We start from the raw sequence: 18,130 nt of genomic DNA on the forward strand, positions 1-18,130 counted from the left end.
TTTGTTATCTATTATCATCGTGAGATGCCAAGCGAAGGCACCGTGCAAACCGCTTAAGTCTACCGGATGGGGGGTGGGCATCCAAGCTTAAAATTTCAGCGGGGTTAGGTTGAACTCTCCATTCCACAGGCTTTCAAAGACATACGCATCCGCAAGGAAGCTACGGTATACTGATTCAAATCGTTGTAGGAGCCGATCATGAAGAAATGGATTGTTGTGATGTTAATGGGAATCCTCGTTGCTGGGTGTGCGCAGCTAGGACAGATTGCCAGCTATCGTGTGTCTCAGGCGCAACTTGAGCAGTTGCTGCGCGATCAGATTGATGAGATGAATCCGCAAATTAGCTTTATGGGGTTGTCGGCACCGCTTGAAGTGAAACAACTGAATCTTGAAGTTGGACCGGATGAAACGGACCTCGTGCGCCTTCATTCAGCGTTTACACTGACTATTTCAGGGCTGGGAATGAGCTACCCAATTGGGATTGAAATGTCCGTCGAAGGCTCTCCGTACTACAACCATGAGCAACACGCAGTATATGTGCGTAATCTTGATATTCTAAATGCCTCCATTGATGCGGGTGGTTATCGGGGAAGTGTGGGCTTTTTGAATCGGGAAGTGAAAGAGATTTTGGATGAGCTTATGGCGGAAACGCCGGTCTACCGACTCAGTGAAGACAACCCTCGCCACCGCATGCTGATGCGGGTTCCAATCTCGATGCAGGTCGAAAGTGGTGGTATTCGGTTTAGCGCCACGGCAAACCAAAACGGAGCCGCGCGAGCTGCGAATTAAACCGCCTGTTTCGGGTAAGCTTTTTTGATGTAGATATCGAATCGGTGTTTTTTACTCGGAACCTGAGCGCTTGGCGTCTGACCTGCTAAAAACGGGGCTTTGTTCGGGCGCTTAACCACTACGCGATAGGTCGCGAGGTTGAGCGCGACAGCTAAGAGACCATCAGCATCCAGATCTGGCCCTACCAAGGCCTGTAGGAACTGCATATCTTTTTTCACTGCGGCAGACTTTTCTCGCTCGGGAAACATCGGATCAAGATAAATCGCGTCGGGCTGAATTGATTGAATGTGATTAGGCAAGGGAGCGGCTTCAAGCAAGCTTCCTGCAGGCAGCATATGTAAGCGTTTGGAACTCCAATGCTCCGCCGCATGAGCTTCCTGAAATTGGTGAATCGCGTGATCCAACAAGGCGTGAACTCCGGGATGACGCTCAAGGAAGTATACGTTACATCCGGCGTGGGCCAGCATCATTCCATCCCGACCAAGCCCTGCTGTCGCATCAAGAACGCTAGGACGAACATTGTGCCCAAGCCCAATCGCGCGGACTACAGCTTCTTGCTTTCCACCCCCGAGCTTTTGTCGCCATGCTTGTGCGCCGCGCGTGTAGTCGAGGGTGAGCGGTTGCATTTTCGGTTGGGTAGTCCAGCGAAGCTGCAATCCGTCGCGCGTCAACTCTAAGACGAAGGGAGCCTGTTCTGTTTCCGCCTGATGGAGCGGCAATTTTAACCGTTCAGCGAGCATCGCTGCCCCCGCTTGCAGCTCGGGTTCAGCGGCCACGATTGGGACAATAAATGTCACGGGTGAAACTCCATGTGGCGGTGCGGAATACCATCCTCCAAGTATTCGTCACCAATCACATGAAAGCCTAGTGACGTGTAGAACTCTAAAAGATAACTCTGTGCATTGAGCTCAATTGGTTTATCGGGCGCGCGCTCAATAACTTCCACCATTGCACGCTGCATCAACTCACGGCCATAGCTCTTCCCTCGTCCACGCTCATGAACGACAACACGACCAATGTGTGATGGCTCTCTATTCGAGCAGAGCAATCGCGCATAGGCAACCAGCCCCTGATCATCGAAACCACAGAGGTGCAACCAATCGGGATCGACGCCATCAATATCTGGATAGGGGCAGTTTTGCTCGACGATAAAAATATCTTGCCGGAGGCGAAAAATGTCGTGGACCAAATCGTTACTGAGTTCTTGGAACGTCGATACGGTAAATTGCAGCATGCAGGTTCCTTTCGGGTAATCCGTGAGCCGTCCCTTATTTTAGACCAGGGATGCGGGGAGCAAAGTATGCGAGTAACTCCGCGACTTTGTTCCGTGTATTGCCATTTTGACTGATAAAGCGGTGCACCTGCAACGGGGTGAGGCTCGCGTGTTGATAAAGCTCCCGCGCAAACAGCGTATCGTGGTTACTAATAAGTACCGGAATGCGTCGTTTGTTCGCGGCGTCCATCGCCTTTTGTGCCAATATTGCTTGTTCGTCTAGTCCAAATCCATTCCCGGCATAACTCGTGAAATTTGCTGTCGGACTGAGCGGCAGGTATGGGGGATCGCAGTAGATGACATTGCCTTTGCGAGCCCGCCGAAACGTATTTTGAAACGGCTCGCACGTAAAGGTCGCACGTTTTGATTTCTCTGCAAAAAACTCCAGCTCAGCTTCCGGAAAGTAGGGTGCTCGGTATTTTCCAAAGGGGACGTTGAACAGCCCCTTGCTATTGTAGCGACACAACCCGTTATATCCATGGCGATTGAGATACAAGAAATACAGCGAGCGCTCATACGGGTCGCGGCTCGCGTTGAATGCTTGCCGAATGGCGTAGTAAGCATCCGCTGAGTTTGTCGCGGGGGCAAACAATTTGCGCGCATCTTCAATATAGGTTTTTGGACGCCGTTTCAGAATTTTGTACAGATGAATCAGGTCTGCATTGATGTCGTTCAATAAGTACTTATCGTAGTCGGTATTTAAAAATACAGACCCAGCACCCACAAACGGCTCAATCAGTTTATCACCCGCAGGGAGGACTGCTTTGATTGGCTCCACGAGGGTGTATTTCCCTCCAGCCCATTTTAAAAACGCGCGTTGCTTTGATTTCATTGTTATTGGAACGCTTTTTTGGAATGCCGTGCGCTGGCTCGGTACATGAGTTGATAATTGTAACCCGAACTGATCGGGATTCCTACGCACTTAAACGGACTGAGTTGCCGCTTCGATCACGCGACGAAGTTCGTCTTCGGTAACATCAGAAAAAATGGCAGCAGCACCGCGAGCAGTGGGAAGGATAAACCGCATTTTTCCCTGGAGTACTTTTTTGTCACGGGCCATCAATGTAAGCCACTGAGCGTCCGTCATTGATTGAGGAGGATGAATAGGAAGACCTGCATTTTGAATCAATTGAATAATCGCGTGGTGATAATCAGCATCAATATAACCGCGCATCAGGCTCAGGTGCGCGGCCATGACCATCCCCACTGCAACCGCTTCACCATGCAGCCAGGTTTGGTAGTTTGTCGCGGCTTCAATTGCGTGTCCGAAGGTGTGTCCGAGATTAAGCAACGCACGTTGTCCCTGCTCGGTTTCATCCGCAGCCACAACGTCGGCCTTGATGGCACAGCTTTTATAGATTGCGGCGCTCAGTGCATCGGGATTCTTTTGACGAAGTGCATCGATGTTTTTCTCCAGCCAGGTAAAAAAGTCAGCGTCAGCCATGATGCCGTACTTAATCACCTCGGCGAGACCTGCACCGAGCTCTCGTGTTGGTAGTGTCATCAAGACATCGGTATCAATCAGCACGCCACTTGGCTGGTGAAAGGCGCCGATCAGGTTTTTCCCACCGGGATGGTTCACAGCTGTTTTCCCACCCACTGAAGAGTCGACTTGCGCTAGCAAGGTCGTCGGAATTTGCAAAAAACGGACGCCGCGTTGCCAGGTCGCGGCCACAAAACCTGCCATATCCCCAACCACTCCACCACCGAGAGCGATAATCAGACAATCTCGACTAAATCGCGCCTGTACGAGGACGTCCATGATGTCACTATAGGTCGCAAGATTTTTGTAGGATTCGCCATCTGGCATCAAATGATGCTGAACATGGTAGTTCTGAGGAGATTTTGCGAGTGTTGCCAAGACTGGTTGCAGAAAGTGTTCAGCAACGGTTGGATTGCTCAGGACCAAAATTTGGCGTCCAAGCTGAGGATTGGCTTCCGTAATGAGTGCTTCTAGATGGCTCTCTATAAGTCCCGAACCGATCCAGATAGGGTAGCGCCGCGTTCCCAGTTCAACATGTAAGTGGTGTTGCGGCGCGCTCATGGATTAAAGTCCTAATTTCTCAATAATTTCATTTGCAACGATCTTGGCGCTCTGATCGTCGGTTTCGATCGTGATGTCGGCAATTTCTTCATACAAGGGAGTCCGCTCCTCAGAGAGCTGCTCAAGGACTTCGCGTGGGTTTTCCGCTTCAGCAATTAATGGACGACGTTTGTCCCGCTCGGTCCGCGCCACTTGTTTATCAATGGTCGTTTTGAGGTAAACCACCACGCCACGAGCGGAGAGCCGATTCCGATTTTCTTTGCTAATAATTGAGCCACCGCCGGTTGCGAGGACAATGCCGGTGTTTTCGGTCAGTTCATTGATGACTTTTTCTTCCCGATCGCGAAAACCTGCTTCGCCTTCCAATTCGAAAACCCAGCTGATATCTGCGCCCGTCCGACGCTCAATTTCAGCATCAGAGTCAAAAAATTCGAGGTGTAATGATTTGGCGAGTTGTCGCCCGATGGTGCTCTTGCCGGCCCCCATGGGCCCGATGAGAAAAATGTTACGCTTATCAGCCATAGCTTTATACGTCACTTCTGTATTTGCTGTTTTTAGTTAGATGAGTGTTGAACCACCCCTGTGCCCCTGAAAAAAAGACACGCGATTATCGCAATTTGTCTGGGTTATGGCAACCAATTCACCGGATTTGAAGGAATCTTTAACAACTCGAACTCGACTTCGAGGCAGCGCCGATCATGCTCGAATATCCTTAATTTAGCCGGCTTCTTAAAGACATAACCAAGAGTGAATGACTGCGAAGAGAGGGATATTTCATGCAAAAAATCTCGAAGAGCAATCCGCTGAGATGAAGCGGCAAGCACCACGAAACTCTCCTTAGTCTGCGCAGGATGCCCGGTATGAACCACGGCGCGCACTCTATCAGTCATTGCCTGAATATCAGCGCAGGCTTGCATAGGTGGAGACGTGGGGACTGAGGGGCTTCGCTCTACTTCTGGGGGTGGTAGGCTGCGAAAGGAATGATCCGTGTCCGGGCGAATGAGGGCGCTCATCTGCTGCTCCCGCTGATACAACACCGCCTCTAACATAAGACCTTGAGGAACCCTCGTCAGGGAGATTGTTGTGGGACTCCACGCGAGAGTCTTCAGCGCGTAAAGCCAATCAAGGATGGGGGTCACACCGCCTGTCACCGTAATCGACATTTCGTTTTCATGACCGCTCCAATGCACTACTTGAACCGATTCTGAGGGAAGTGGTAGCGGTGCTTTTATGCTTAATTGCGGCACGCTGACGCGAGGGCGTTGTTGGGCAGCACGAAGTGCATCATGCGCGAACCCTCGTTCTTTTGTTTTGGGGAGCATTAGTATGGTGTGCATTACGAGCACCGCACACCCAAGTCCGGTCAAAATGACGCCAACACGCTGGTAAAAAGAAAGTTGAACAAAGCGAAGCCACACAATTAATCAGGTCCGTTTTGCGGGGGTTGCAGTTTAAATTCAGCCAACCAGATTTGATTGTCCTGGTGTTCAAGTGTTTGAGAATGAATTTGCCATTGGTCGAGCGCAAACGCATTGATCAGCTGGGTAAACTCGTTTGCTGAGTTCAGAGTGGCAGTAAGCTTTAGTTGCGTTGAGGACATCTCGATACTGGTAATTTGGGAAGAAAGGAATGGATGGGACACCTGCCAATTTAATAGGGCGTAGATGGGATCAAGGCCATGCGCAGGTGGTTTCGGTTGTGCGTGAAGTGCAGTTAGTTTGGAGAGTTCGGTTTGCTCCGATGCACTGAGCGCTCTGGGCATCTGGAACCAGAGTGCTGCAGTACAGAAAATAAAGAGGACGCAGCCTAGACCCACTTCAAAGCGCGCGCGCTGGATACGATGGCCCCACCGGGTTGGGAAATCTGCCAGAAAGTTAATGGACATAGCTTGATTCAGCGACAGTAGATGTATTTCGGCCAAGGTCACTTTGTGCACTTTGCATAGCATAGAGGGCCAGAGCTGTGGCGGTTTCCAGATCTTTGTTCAGCAACCCTTGGTACGATGAAGCCGCATCTGATTGCGCCAATGTCGCTATGAGACGCTCGGCTTCGGATTGCTCTTGCGTCAGATCATCGAGCAAGGGGGGATAAACCGGACGCAGGCGCACGCCCAAGTTACGGGCTTCGGTTGCATCGAACGCTTGATGCGCAATTTCATAAGGTAATAAGTCTTGATGAGGAACGAACAGCACTTCGCTTTCATTCTCATCGTCTGCGTTGGGATAGAGGTCCCATGCCCAGCCTTGATGCACTTCTTTTGACTCTTCATCTAGTTTTGCTTGGACTAAATCAATGACATCGGGAGGGGGTAAATCATCAGGGATGTACACGCGCGCTTTCTTCCAGTGAATGATCGGCCATGCACAGGGGATTTTTTTTCGTATTTGAAACCAATTTCGGGAACTTCCTGTCGCTAGTAGTTTCTTAGAAATGTGTGTGAGAAAAGTTTGCGAGTTTGGTGTGAGAGCTAACTCGGCGCTTGGCAGCTGGAAGACATGGCGGATTGTCGCACATGTCGCCCAGCCCTCAATGAATACGAGTGTGATCTGCTTCCCATTGTTAAAAAAGCCGACGCCCGAAGGCTGCCCTTCGTCCGCAATACGGACTGATTTTTTCACCTTGGATTTGAACTGTTTCACGAGCAACCTCCATGTTTGCGTGTGAGTCTTCGTTGATTCTTGATTGATATAAGGCCGATGTTGAGCCCAGTCGTGAAGATAACTTACGTAAATTCAACAATACTTTGGTTAAATTTAACGCATAATCTCTCTATAATATCCCCCCGAGTTAGTGGCTAATCGCGGAGTTTTCGTGCTCAGATTTTTAAAGTACCTCTTGGTAACAATACTTGTCCTGGCAGTGCTTGGTGTTGGCGCTGTGGTGGGTTTGTATTATTACGTAAAAGATGACCTCCCGAGTGTGGAAACGCTACGCGATGTGCGTCTGCAGACTCCCATGCAGGTCTATACCGCGGATGGCCGCTTGATTTCACAGTTTGGCGAGCAGCGGCGTATTCCCCTCTCGCTTGATGAAATGCCACAGCAAATGCTCGATGCCATTCTTGCTACCGAAGATGCGCGCTTTTATAGCCATCGCGGAATTGACCCGATAGGCGTGATGCGAGCATTTCGGGTATTAATTACAACCGGAGAAATTCGGGAAGGTGCTTCGACGATTACCATGCAGGTTGCCCGTGAGTTTTATCTCACGCGGGAGCGGGCGTGGATGCGAAAAATTAAAGAAGCATTTTTGGCACTGCACATTGAGCAGATGCTTACGAAAGACGAGATCCTCGAGCTTTACTTAAACAAGATTTTCTTGGGGCATCGTGCCTATGGTGTTGGTGCAGCAGCACAGGTCTACTATGGCCGTGATTTACATGAATTGACCTTGGCGGAAATTGCGACCATCGCGGGCTTACCGCAGGGACCGTCCATCCTCAATCCAATTTCACATCCACAAGCATCGTTACAGCGGCGTCGTATCGTTTTACGTCGCATGCTCGATGAAAATCTGATTACTCGTGCGCAATTTGATGCTGCGTTCAATGCACCCGTTACAGCTCGCTTCCACGGGACTGAGATTGAAGTGAATGCGCCTTATCTTGCTGAAATGGTTCGGCAAGAAATGATTGAGCGCTTTGGTGTCGATGACGCCTACAACAGTGGTTATCGGGTGTTCACGACCGTTCGTGCGGATAACCAAATGGCGGCTCAGAACGCCTTGCAAGAAAATCTGCATGCGTATGACGAGCGTCATGGTTATCGGGGGCCGGAACAACAATTATGGGGCTTTGATCCGGAGCGCTATTTCCGAGGCGAGGGAGACGCGAACCGTCCGCTGCCCGATGAAATCACGCTCGAGGTGATGCTGCGCCATGGGGGGCAAGCGTGGGACGAAGTCGATATCCTACAGTATCTTAATCGACAGCCTCGGATTGGTCGTTTGCAACACGCGGTGGTTACAGACGTCCATGAGCAATCGGTTGATATTATTATGCGTGGTGGCATGCGGGTGACCCTTGATTGGGACCGCCTCGATTGGGCTCGTCCATTTATTGATCAAGAACGCCAAGGTCGAGCGCCACAGCGGGCTGCGGATATTTTGAATGCCGGTGATCATATCTTGGTTCGGCCTGTCTCAGAAGGTTGGAAACTTGCTCAGATTCCGGGGCCGAGCTCAGCCATCGTCGCACTCGATCCGCAAGACGGTGCACTGCAATCGATTGTTGGTGGCTATAGTTTCAACCTCAGTCAGTTTAACCGAGCGACTCAAGCGAAGCGGCAGGTCGGCTCCACCATTAAGCCATTTATTTATGCGGCAGCGTTTGAAAACAATTTCACGCTCGCATCCTTGGTGAATGACGCACCGATCACGCAGTGGAATCCAGGTTCAGGGATTGCTTGGCGGCCACGGAACTCTCCTGAAGTTTATGATGGCCCCATGCGTTTGCGTGAAGCCCTCGCTCGCTCCAAGAACGTCGTTTCAGTGCGCCTTATTCGTGAAGTGGGTGTGGATGAAACGGCCGATTACCTGACAAACTTCGGGTTTGCACCGAATGAAATTCCTCGTAATGAGTCGTTATCGCTTGGTTCCGCCTCGTTCACACCGCTTGAAATGGCGCGTGGTTTCGCGGTGTTTGCGAATGGCGGTCATTTAATTGATCCGTATTTTATTGCACGCATCGAAGATAGCGAGGGCAATGTGGTCTACGAGGCAAATCCACGATTTGTCTGCACCGAGTGCGCTGAAAAAGCGTACCGTGAAGCACATGAGCTTGGTCCCGAAGATTATATCGAGCGTCCATTCCGTCAGGCGCCCCAAGTCATTTCTGCGCAAGCCGCGTATCTGGTAACGGAGGCGCTCCAGTCGGCAGTTTGGGGTGGTGGAAGCTGGGCCAATCAAACAGGCTGGAATGGCACGGGCTGGCGTGCTCAAAGCTTACGGAACCGCAATATTGCGGGCAAAACCGGAACCACAAATGATGTGCGGGATGCTTGGTTCGTTGGCTATAGCCAAGGAACGGTAGCCGCAACATGGGTTGGTTTTGACAATCTTGAGTTTGCGCTGGGTCGGACAAGCCTAAATGCAAACTTAGGACGTCAGCGTCAACCGATTGTCGGTTCGGAAGCCGGCGGAACGACTGCCTTGCCAGGTTGGATCCTCTACATGGAACACAAACTGTCCCAGGTAGACAGTAGCCCGTTTGAGTTGCCTTCGGGGATGATGTCAGTGCGCATCGATCAGGCCAGTGGCAAACTGACCAATCGAACCGATTTCACCAGCATGTTCGAATATTTTGTGCGGGGTACAGAGCCGCGTGAGTTTGCCGACTCGGATCGTCGGCAGCCGCAGATCTTCGAAGACGATGACGGGCTATTCCGCTAAAAACTCAATTGAGGAACGTCAGAACGCAGGGAATTTCCTGCGTTCTTTCATTTTGTCATGGGGTTAAGCTGGGGTTGCGAGACGGGCCAAGAGTTGATGAAGGTCTGATTGAACTCCCCCAGCAGTCACTTTTCGGCCCGCACCCGGACCACTGATGACGAGCGGCATGTCGTTATACCAATCACTGTAAATCACAAAAATATTCTCGCCCGGGATAAGATTTGTGAGCATGTCCTCAACCGAGATGTATTCGATTCCCACACGCGCGTGCGAGCGCTCGTCGGTAATTGAAAAGCTCGCCATCAAGCGGGGAACTTTGTTCTCTTGTTGAGCTTCTTCCCACAGTTTTTGCATCGGTTCATCGAGATCACTAAGTTGTGCTAGGAAGGCATCTAAACTCAATTCGCGCAGATGCTCAGGCACGAGCCCACGAATTTCGATGTCATCCCAATCGAGGGTGGCGCCAATATCTCGCGCCACAATCAGAAGCTTCCGGACGATATCGTGACAGGACAAATCTTCCCGTGGGTCCGGTTCGGTAAATCCCTCAGCACGAGCCTGTCGAACCAAATCACTAAACTTTACTTTCCCATCAAAGTTTTCAAATAACCAACTCATGGTACCGCTAAAAATACCGGAAATGCTGCGAATGTGGTCACCGGAGCGAATCAGGTCGTTAATTGCATAGTTGAGCGGAAGCCCAGCCCCGACGGTCGTGTTGTACAGCCATTCGCGTTTGTATTCATGCTGGATGGTGCGAATTTCCCGGTATAAAGATTCTTCCGCAGATCCTGCACGCTTGTTGGCACTAATAATGTGCATGCCATTGGCAAAGAAACTTGGATACAGCTGGGCGACTGACCCTGAATCGGTCAGGTCAATTACAATCATCTCATCACAGGGCGCATTGGGCAGCTCACGCAACAGTTCGGTTAACACGTAGGGGCGCGCTAACCGTTCAAAGCTTTCTTGCCAGTCCTGTAAGTCGACCCCGCTGTAGTCCAGCCACAACCGAGATGAGTTTGCGATACCCATAATGCGGACATCGACATTCTCGTTCATGCGATCGCGTTGTTGACGAAACAGTTGTAGCCATTCGCTACCAATATTGCCCCGACCGAGCACAAGCACCCCGACACTGCGTCGGAAATTAAACAGCTGGCTGTGCAGGCGCCCCAGCAACCGGTTATCGAGCTTCTGCCCTAAAATAGCAATCGCAGAGGTTTTGTTGGTGGAGACCAAAAATCGGCGTAGTTGTTGATCATTGGCTTCGCGGCGAAGTACCGCGAATTGTTTACTTTCCTGGATACGGGCTCCGACCAGCGCGATCATGCTGTAACCGCTCACCTCGTGCACTTTGTGTTCCGCATCTTGGGTCGCGAGCCAATGGCGAATGAACTCCAGATGGTTTTGGTGAAACGCGTAGAATTTTTCTTGGGTTTCTTCCTCGATCCAACTGACTAATGGCTCGAGCTGTGTGCCCTCGAAGCGTTGAATCAGATCACGGTCGGCGACATGAATACTGAACAACACGACGTCTTGCAACGAGGTTAAAACTTTGCCCTGGGCTTCAGTGTAATCGTATTGGCCAATACGCGTCTGTTGGTTTTCAACTTTCAAGCTTGAACGAACACTGATCACCATGCGCTCGCGATTGACCGGCTGGAAGGTCCGAGGGTGGAGGACTGGGCTACCAAGACGAGCAAGCTCCTCGGCTTCGCTCCAATCGAGGGTTGGCAGACTCACAACACGCTCAACTTTACGTGGGTCCGCGGAGTACACCCCAGCGACATCTTTCCAGATGGTGACTTGACGACTGTCAATCAAACTACCAATCAAGGTAGCGGAATAGTCTGAACCATTCCGACCGAGCAATAAGGTGCGACCTGTACCTGATTCACTGCAAATAAAGCCGGTGACAATAAAGCGCATGCCCGGGTATGGCCCAAGACGCTTGAGCAGGGCTTCTCGCGACGATTCGACATCAATGATGGGCTCTGCCGCATCTTTGGCTGACAGAAAGGTTCGTGCATCGATGTAATCAGCGCGGGTTCCTTGTTTTTGTAACAACGCAGCCAGCAGGCGAGCCGACCACAGCTCCCCGTAGGCGCACAGCTCGGCACGCTCGATACTCTCATCGCCGATCAACCAAGCTTGCCAACGGGTAAAGTCCTGCTCGGAGGCTTGCATGACTTGCTCGAGCGGACGGCCAGACAGGAGTTCTTCAATCAGGCCCTGCTGATAGCGTTGGAGCGAGGCCAACAAGGTGGCTGCGTATTCCGGTTGGCTTTCCCGCGCTTCAATAATGGCAAGAATTCGGTTGGTTGTGTCACCGGCCGCAGAGACCACCACCATGTCGCTGACCCCCGCGTATTCCGTCACGATTCGTGCCACGCGGCGATAGCAGTATGCATCTGCAAGACTACTGCCACCAAACTTGTGCAAGTGAATTTCGTCGGCGATGGCGCGGATGCGCTCTGGCGTGGGGAGAAGATCGCTACTCATGATCGGTGACTGATTGCCTCAACTGGGACGGTGTATTGAACTGCATCATATCGAAAACGAAACCCAAATAGAAGTTTAGATGGCTAAAAGCATTAAAAAATGACATACTTGCAGCTGTTTGGAATAAGCTTATTCCATTCAATGCGTCCTGTCGTGAATTTCGACTGGAAAATATGAAGGTTGCGGCATATCAAGCATAGCGAAACTGTAAGGTAAAAGCCGTCTTCCGAACCATAAAAATAGCGTAAAACGCACAGCGGCAATCAATTTTGAGCGGAGGTCTTCACGATGGATTGGGATGGAAAATACATCTACCCCTATGCTGAGCATGGCAAAAAGAGCGAGCAGGTAAAAAAGATTACCGTCTCGATTCCCGTTAATGTCTTGAAAGTTCTCACGGACGAACGCACTCGACGCCAGGTCGCCAATCTTCGCCATGCCACCAACAGTGAATTGCTGTGTGAGGCATTTCTGCATGCATTTACCGGGCAACCGTTACCGAGTGACGACGACTTGCGCAAAGACAATCCGCGTAAAATCCCAGCCGAAGCGCGTGCTATTATGGACCAGTTAGGGATTGAATATTCTGAAGATGACCTCACGTCTCATGATGAATGAGTTAAAACGAGGAGTGAATCAATGAGTCGACATTTTGATAAGGCCCCGGGTTTATCGGAAACCCACGACGAGGCGACCCATGGTTACGTGTTCAATCAAACTATGTTGCGCATCAAAGATCCGGAAAAGACACTCGATTTCTATACCCGCGTGCTCGGGATGACCTTGGTCAAATCCCTGCCGTTCCCAGATATGCAATTCACCTTGTATTTTTTGGCCGCCATCACTCCGGAGCAGCGCAATGAGTGGTCCGCAGACGCTGACGAGCGAATCGTTCAAACCTTTTCGCGTCCCGCATTACTCGAGCTGACTTACAACTGGGGAAGTGAAGATGATGATGAGGTGACGTATCACAACGGCAATGACGCTCCGAAAGGCTTTGGGCATATCGGCTTTGCGGTTCCGAATTTAGACGAGGCATGTGCGCGATTTGAAGCACTGGATGTGCCTTTTGTGAAACGTCCGCAAGACGGCAAGATGAACGATATAGCCTTCATCCAAGACCCAGACGGTTATTGGATTGAAATTTTTGAACCAAAGCGCTTGCCGGCAGGATTGAGCAAGCACCTTGGCTCGACAGATTGATTACTGATAAATCAAATGGCCGGCTTGAACGCGTGTAAACAAGCCGGTCCCTGCTAACGCTGCAACGACGTAGCGATAGTCCACATCGGCACCGCGCGGCTCTACCCACAAACGATTTCCAGACACACCGAAACGCACCGGATAGTTCATTGCACGCCGGATATGACGTTCTGCTTGGGCGAGTTCCGCTGGCATCTCGCTGCCGCGCGGCATCGCAGCGAAAGCAATGTGTTGATCGCGCAGTGTATTGTCATACCAGACAATGTCGATGGGCCCCGAGTGACGAAAATCAGCCATTCCGGGATCATCGCGGAATGCTCGCAAGGTTTGCGGGTTTTGCTCCAAAACGACCGCGCGTTCGTCTGCATCACCTGTGGCGCTCGCACATCCCGCGATCAGCGCAACGGATAATGCGAAAACAATCCCACGTAATATCTGTGTCATCACAACCCCCGGACCTACTGGTCGTTAAAGTAATCATCTGGCATCGCGATCCGAGCGACTCCCGATGCAACCGCGGCTCCCGCGACTGCGCGCGCTACTCGCGAACACAAACGCGGATCCATTGGCTTAGGAATAATATAGTCTTTCCCGAAGCTGAGTGCCTGCGAGCCCGATGCGTGCAGGACCGCCTGAGGAACACTTTCCTTCGCAAGGTCTTTGATGGCGTGAACCGCTGCAAGTTTCATTTCATCATTAATACGGCTGGCACGCACATCCAGAGCACCGCGGAAGATAAATGGAAAACACAGCACGTTATTCACTTGATTTGGAAAATCCGAACGACCAGTCGCCATGATTAGATCGTCCCGCGCTGCATTGGCGATATCGGGATGGATCTCTGGATCTGGGTTCGAGCAGGCAAAAACCACAGGCCGTTCCGCCATAAGCTGCAGATCCTCAGCAGTGATTAGATCCGGCCCTGAAACACCGACGAACACATCTGCACCTGTGATAACTTCTTGCAGCGTGCGCTTGTCGGTGTTGTTGGCAAAAAGTTGTTTGTATTCGTTTAAATCAGTGCGGCGAGTATGAATGACACCTTTGGAGTCGAGCATATAGATGTGCTCTCGTTGTGCTCCGCATTTAATGAGCAGTTCCATACAGGCTATCGCAGCCGCACCGGCCCCCATACAGACGATCTGAGCTTTCCCTATGTCTTTGCCCTGAATCTCGAGGGCATTCAGCAATCCTGCCGCTGTGACAATAGCGGTACCGTGCTGATCATCATGAAAGACGGGAATATCGCATCGCTCAATCAACGCTTGCTCAATCTCAAAGCACTCAGGTGCTTTGATATCTTCAAGATTGATGCCGCCGAAGGTGTTGGCGATGCTCGCCACCGTATTGATGAAGTCCTGCGTGGTTCGATGGGTGACTTCAATATCAATGGAGTCGATACCGGCGAATCGTTTGAATAGCAGCGCCTTCCCTTCCATGACCGGCTTTGAAGCCATTGGGCCCAGATTCCCCAGACCTAAAATAGCGGTTCCGTTGCTAATGACCGCGACCAAATTTCCCTTCGCCGTGTACTTGTAGACGTCCTCGGGATTTTCAGCGATGGCTCGAACGGGCTCTGCAACGCCGGGACTGTATGCAAGGGCTAAATCTCGGGCACTTTCAGCCGGCTTCGTGAGTTCGATACTGATTTTTCCGGGAGTGGGGAGTGCATGATAATCAAGGGCTTTCTGGCGAAAATCGGTCATGTTGTTTGAATATCCGTCATCAATGGTAGGGAGAACCAACCAGGAAAAGCTCAGAGCCTGGGATACGCCTAAAGTCTACTTGCTTTTTGAGCGTCAACAAATCTTACCAATGTAATTCATCCAAATACGAAAATTCACTCGTCCGCTCGCAAGCATTGCTTGCCTGTCTCCGAGGGCAAAGGTAAGGTGATGCAACAACAAGAATGCATGCTCAATATGGCAATGATTGAGACAAACATTAACAACGATGAATGAGAAGAGAAGTTGATATGAAACACTGGAGTCAGTACTGGCAGGGTTCGAATGCCTTGAGTAGCTTTGCTGAGGGAGATGCAGGGCAAGGATACGATGGCGAGGTTCGCGCATTTTGGCATTTTCACCTGAAAGATTTAGACGATGATGCAGTCGTCGTCGATGTGGGTACTGGAAACGGTGCATTAGCCGTTCTAGCGGCCGAGTTTGCCGAGCAAAACAAAAAGAATTGGACCATTCATGGTGTGGATGCAGCGGATATTAATCCGACAGAGTACCTTCGTGCGCCGGCCCCAATTAAAAAGCTTTTGGGTAAAGTGACCTTTCACGGGAACACGGATATGGCCAAATTGCCTTTTGACGACAACTCGATTGATTGCGTCCTAAGCCAGTTTGCACTCGAATACGCGGACAAGAAAGCGGCTGTGAAAGAAATTATGCGCGTTCTCAAGCCGGGCGGAAAATTGGTCATCATGGCCCATCACGCGTCGTCATCCTTGGTGAAAGACTCTGAGACCGGCATTCGCATCTTTGATTATGCGCTGAACCAAACCCCTTTGTTTATGCAAGCTGATCTATTGGTGCGAATTGGTCACGAGATCATGAAGCACGGGTCATATAACGCGTGGAAAGCCAGTCAGCATGGGCAGGCGACTGAAAAAACCACCATGTTCTTGATGAACATGCTCCGTGAACGATTCGCGAAGGACGAGGAGCGCGTGTGGTTGGATGATATTATTACGCGAGTGGCGAATATTGTAGCACCGGTAAAAAGTGTCGAAATGGCGGAAAAGGCAATGGAAGCTCTTGCCTACCACTATGACTTGCTGCAATCTCATCTGCAGCGAGTAAAAGATCAAGTTAACGCTGCGCTTACGGAAAAAGAGGTAAAAGCCTTGATTAAGGCATCGGGTAAGGCGAGTAAGCAAAATGACCACTCTGAATTCATGTTCGAAGACGAAGCCTTTGCGTGGGCAATTGAGATTGTAAAGAGCTCTGATTCATAGCGATTTTTGTGACTAACATGTGACAAAATAATGAATAAGCCCACTTTTTTGCGAAAGGAGGGCTTTTTTTCTGCAAATTGAGGGGAAACCCCTATATCGGAAACGCATTTCAGTTGCCATCATTACTCCTCCGTAAAGGGATCAATGCCAGTTGCTGTTGTCTTAGCATGCACGTAGGCTAAAGAGTGTAATGGCTTTTGGTATGTTTAAATTGAGGATTACGAAGATGCAAAAGTATTTTGCGACCATCATTCTTGCGCTGGGCCTAGTAAGCCAAGCGTTTTTTAGTGCGTTTGCGGCTGACGTGAATGTGAGTTATCACCACAACCGTGTCGTTGCAGACGTAAAACTAGACCCAACCTTGTCGTTTGATTTTTCGATCGAATTTGAACAGGTCGTTGGTTTGAACTCTACGAACTTTCAAGTGACTGCGCGTCGCGTGAGTCTTACTGATCCAAGCATCATCAGCCGTTTACCATCTGACTTGACTACTTTGCATGGCGGGTTCCCTGTGTTGATTACCGTTAATGCGCGCCCTGACCGTGGTTTTGCGTTCACCGGCGAAGCGGTATTAGACCTTTATACTCAAAGCATCGATTATGCAGACAACCTGCGGATGTTCCGTTCACACAACCAAGCAACCTTTGAAGATATTACCACGCTCACCGCAGCAGGTAGTCTTCGTGCTCGCGGTTCAACTGGGCAATTTTCAGATTTCCTGATTTTGGTCGATGACCGAGATGGTAAAGTGCTTGTGCATGAAAAAGCACGTAACTTATCAAGCTACCTATACTCATACGTCGATGCGCTCGGTGATGACATCAGTGCTGACCTGCGTGCGCAGAGCCGCAATATTGAGGCACATGTGTATGACGGTCGCTACACTGCAGCCACCGCACTTGCGAATAACTTTATTCGTAGCGTTGAGCGTTCATCGGGCGACAAAATCCCAGATGTGTGGCGTTCAGCAGACGATATTGAAAACGTAAAGGGTGAGTTATTGACCCGTGCGCGGAACCTACGTTTTGCATTAAGCAAACTCTAATCCTGAGGGTTTTATGCCATTACGCCTTCAACTTCGATATCCTCACCGGCCGACAGAGAGTCATATCCTTTTTGAAGGGAAGGACTATCTGCTCGGTCGAGCGGATGACTGTGACATCGTCATTGATGACCCGCAGGTGTCTCGTTACCATGCGCGACTTGAAGCACGCACTGGGAAGTGGACACTAAATGACCATAATAGTCAGAACGGGTGTTATGTGGGTGACGAAAAGGTTCGAACTTTATACTTGGCGAAATTTGCAGAAGTGACACTGGGCCCTGTTCAGTGTCGCTTTGAGCAAGTGGGGCACCGCCAGATCACTGCGGAAAGTAGTTTCCGACAATGGCGAGCCAAGTTCTTGAATTCGGCCAGTGAGCAAATGTTCCGGGAAACATCCTTGAATCGGTTACTCCTCTCCGCTACGGAGACTTTGAGTACGATACTTTCCAGCGACCGGGCAGCCGTTATCTTCTTGGATGACCAAGGAGATATTAGTCGTTGCTCCGGATACCCCGCTTGGTTGGATACGGAAAACTTTACCGGAAGCCGGACTGCGATTAAGCAAGCGATCAACACCGGGAAACCCGTTGTGCTTTCAACGGTAAGTTCGGATCCGTTGCTGTCGCAAGCGAAAAGTATCGTCAAAAACCATATCCAAGCACTGTTGTGTTATCCAGTGGTGCATCAGGGCAAAATCGTCGCGGTTTTGTACGCTGATAGTACGGTTGAACAACGCAGCTTTTTGGATACGGATTTGGTGATTGTTCGGGCGTTTGCACGTCAGCTCTCGATGGCGCTGCAAATCCAAGACATTGAGCAACGTTTGTCTACGCTTCAGGCGGTCTAATTTTTTGTGTTTTCTGCACATATGCTTTTGCAAAGATGTGATGAAGCAGGATATTCTTGCTACTATCAGCG

The 18,130-nt window shown here is 50.5% G+C and carries 18 protein-coding genes; 7 read left to right on the plus strand and 11 right to left on the minus strand.

The window, feature by feature from the left end:
• Window positions 1-198: 198 nt before the first annotated feature.
• The gene (locus CWE11_RS07875; protein WP_126777073.1) at window positions 199-789 is read left to right on the plus strand and encodes a YceB family lipoprotein; all 591 of its coding nucleotides are present in this window, start codon (window positions 199-201) and stop codon (window positions 787-789) included.
• Here CWE11_RS07875 and CWE11_RS07880 read toward each other — a convergent pair.
• The 8 genes from CWE11_RS07880 to CWE11_RS07915 form a co-directional block, all read right to left on the minus strand.
• Complete coding sequence (locus CWE11_RS07880) at window positions 786-1,586, minus strand: class I SAM-dependent methyltransferase (RefSeq protein WP_198675620.1); 801 nt, start codon at window positions 1,584-1,586, stop codon at window positions 786-788. The genes CWE11_RS07875 and CWE11_RS07880 overlap by 4 nt on opposite strands.
• A complete protein-coding gene (locus tag CWE11_RS07885; protein ID WP_126777074.1) occupies window positions 1,583-2,023 on the minus strand; it encodes a GNAT family N-acetyltransferase in 441 nt (146 codons plus the stop codon). The genes CWE11_RS07880 and CWE11_RS07885 overlap by 4 nt, the downstream gene beginning before the upstream one ends.
• A gap of 34 nt (window positions 2,024-2,057) precedes the next feature.
• The gene (locus CWE11_RS07890) at window positions 2,058-2,894 is read right to left on the minus strand and encodes a Dam family site-specific DNA-(adenine-N6)-methyltransferase (protein WP_126777075.1); all 837 of its coding nucleotides are present in this window, start codon (window positions 2,892-2,894) and stop codon (window positions 2,058-2,060) included.
• Between the two features lie 90 nt (window positions 2,895-2,984).
• Complete coding sequence (aroB, locus tag CWE11_RS07895; RefSeq protein ID WP_126777076.1) at window positions 2,985-4,106, minus strand: 3-dehydroquinate synthase; 1,122 nt, start codon at window positions 4,104-4,106, stop codon at window positions 2,985-2,987.
• A gap of 3 nt (window positions 4,107-4,109) precedes the next feature.
• Window positions 4,110-4,628 carry a shikimate kinase AroK gene (gene aroK / locus CWE11_RS07900; protein ID WP_126777077.1) on the minus strand — a complete coding sequence of 173 codons (519 nt, stop codon included), beginning with the start codon at window positions 4,626-4,628 and terminating at the stop codon, window positions 4,110-4,112.
• 104 nt (window positions 4,629-4,732) lie between these two features.
• A complete protein-coding gene (locus tag CWE11_RS07905) occupies window positions 4,733-5,443 on the minus strand; it encodes a hypothetical protein (RefSeq protein WP_126777078.1) in 711 nt (236 codons plus the stop codon).
• Between the two features lie 83 nt (window positions 5,444-5,526).
• Complete coding sequence (locus CWE11_RS07910; RefSeq protein WP_126777079.1) at window positions 5,527-5,991, minus strand: hypothetical protein; 465 nt, start codon at window positions 5,989-5,991, stop codon at window positions 5,527-5,529.
• Entirely contained in the window at window positions 5,981-6,745 is a 765-nt protein-coding gene (locus CWE11_RS07915; RefSeq protein WP_126777080.1) for a hypothetical protein, read from the minus strand. Before CWE11_RS07915 ends, CWE11_RS07910 begins: the two co-directional genes overlap by 11 nt.
• Window positions 6,746-6,917: 172 nt before the next feature.
• Between CWE11_RS07915 and CWE11_RS07920 the strand changes: the two genes are divergently transcribed.
• On the plus strand, window positions 6,918-9,494 hold the full coding sequence (locus CWE11_RS07920) for a penicillin-binding protein 1A (RefSeq protein WP_198675621.1): 2,577 nt from the start codon (window positions 6,918-6,920) through the stop codon (window positions 9,492-9,494).
• A gap of 63 nt (window positions 9,495-9,557) precedes the next feature.
• Here the strand turns inward: CWE11_RS07920 and metL are convergent, their stop codons facing one another.
• Window positions 9,558-11,999: a bifunctional aspartate kinase/homoserine dehydrogenase II gene (gene metL, locus CWE11_RS07925; RefSeq protein ID WP_126777081.1), complete on the minus strand. Its 2,442-nt coding sequence runs from the start codon at window positions 11,997-11,999 to the stop codon at window positions 9,558-9,560.
• Between the two features lie 288 nt (window positions 12,000-12,287).
• Here metL and metJ point away from each other — a divergent pair, with 288 nt between their 5' ends.
• Together metJ and gloA are read left to right on the plus strand one after the other, a co-directional pair.
• A complete protein-coding gene (gene metJ / locus CWE11_RS07930; protein ID WP_126777082.1) occupies window positions 12,288-12,617 on the plus strand; it encodes a met regulon transcriptional regulator MetJ in 330 nt (109 codons plus the stop codon).
• 21 nt (window positions 12,618-12,638) lie between these two features.
• Window positions 12,639-13,202: a lactoylglutathione lyase gene (gene gloA, locus CWE11_RS07935; RefSeq protein WP_126777083.1), complete on the plus strand. Its 564-nt coding sequence runs from the start codon at window positions 12,639-12,641 to the stop codon at window positions 13,200-13,202.
• Here the strand turns inward: gloA and CWE11_RS07940 are convergent, their stop codons facing one another.
• Window positions 13,203-13,646: a hypothetical protein gene (locus CWE11_RS07940; RefSeq protein WP_126777084.1), complete on the minus strand. Its 444-nt coding sequence runs from the start codon at window positions 13,644-13,646 to the stop codon at window positions 13,203-13,205.
• A 14-nt stretch (window positions 13,647-13,660) separates the two neighbouring features.
• Entirely contained in the window at window positions 13,661-14,908 is a 1,248-nt protein-coding gene (locus CWE11_RS07945) for a malic enzyme-like NAD(P)-binding protein (RefSeq protein ID WP_126777085.1), read from the minus strand.
• Between the two features lie 269 nt (window positions 14,909-15,177).
• Here CWE11_RS07945 and CWE11_RS07950 point away from each other — a divergent pair, with 269 nt between their 5' ends.
• The 3 genes from CWE11_RS07950 to CWE11_RS07960 all read left to right on the plus strand — a co-directional run bounded on the left by CWE11_RS07950 (window position 15,178) and on the right by CWE11_RS07960 (window position 18,059).
• Window positions 15,178-16,167, plus strand: coding sequence for a class I SAM-dependent methyltransferase (locus tag CWE11_RS07950; RefSeq protein WP_157981322.1), 990 nt, complete (start codon window positions 15,178-15,180; stop codon window positions 16,165-16,167).
• Window positions 16,168-16,393: 226 nt separating this feature from the next.
• A complete protein-coding gene (locus CWE11_RS07955; RefSeq protein ID WP_126777087.1) occupies window positions 16,394-17,212 on the plus strand; it encodes a DUF6689 family protein in 819 nt (272 codons plus the stop codon).
• Between the two features lie 13 nt (window positions 17,213-17,225).
• A complete protein-coding gene (locus CWE11_RS07960) occupies window positions 17,226-18,059 on the plus strand; it encodes an FHA domain-containing protein (RefSeq protein WP_126777088.1) in 834 nt (277 codons plus the stop codon).
• Window positions 18,060-18,130 lie beyond the last annotated feature (71 nt).

This window comes from Aliidiomarina sanyensis (assembly GCF_003987175.1).
Lineage (GTDB): Bacteria > Pseudomonadota > Gammaproteobacteria > Enterobacterales > Alteromonadaceae > Aliidiomarina > Aliidiomarina sanyensis.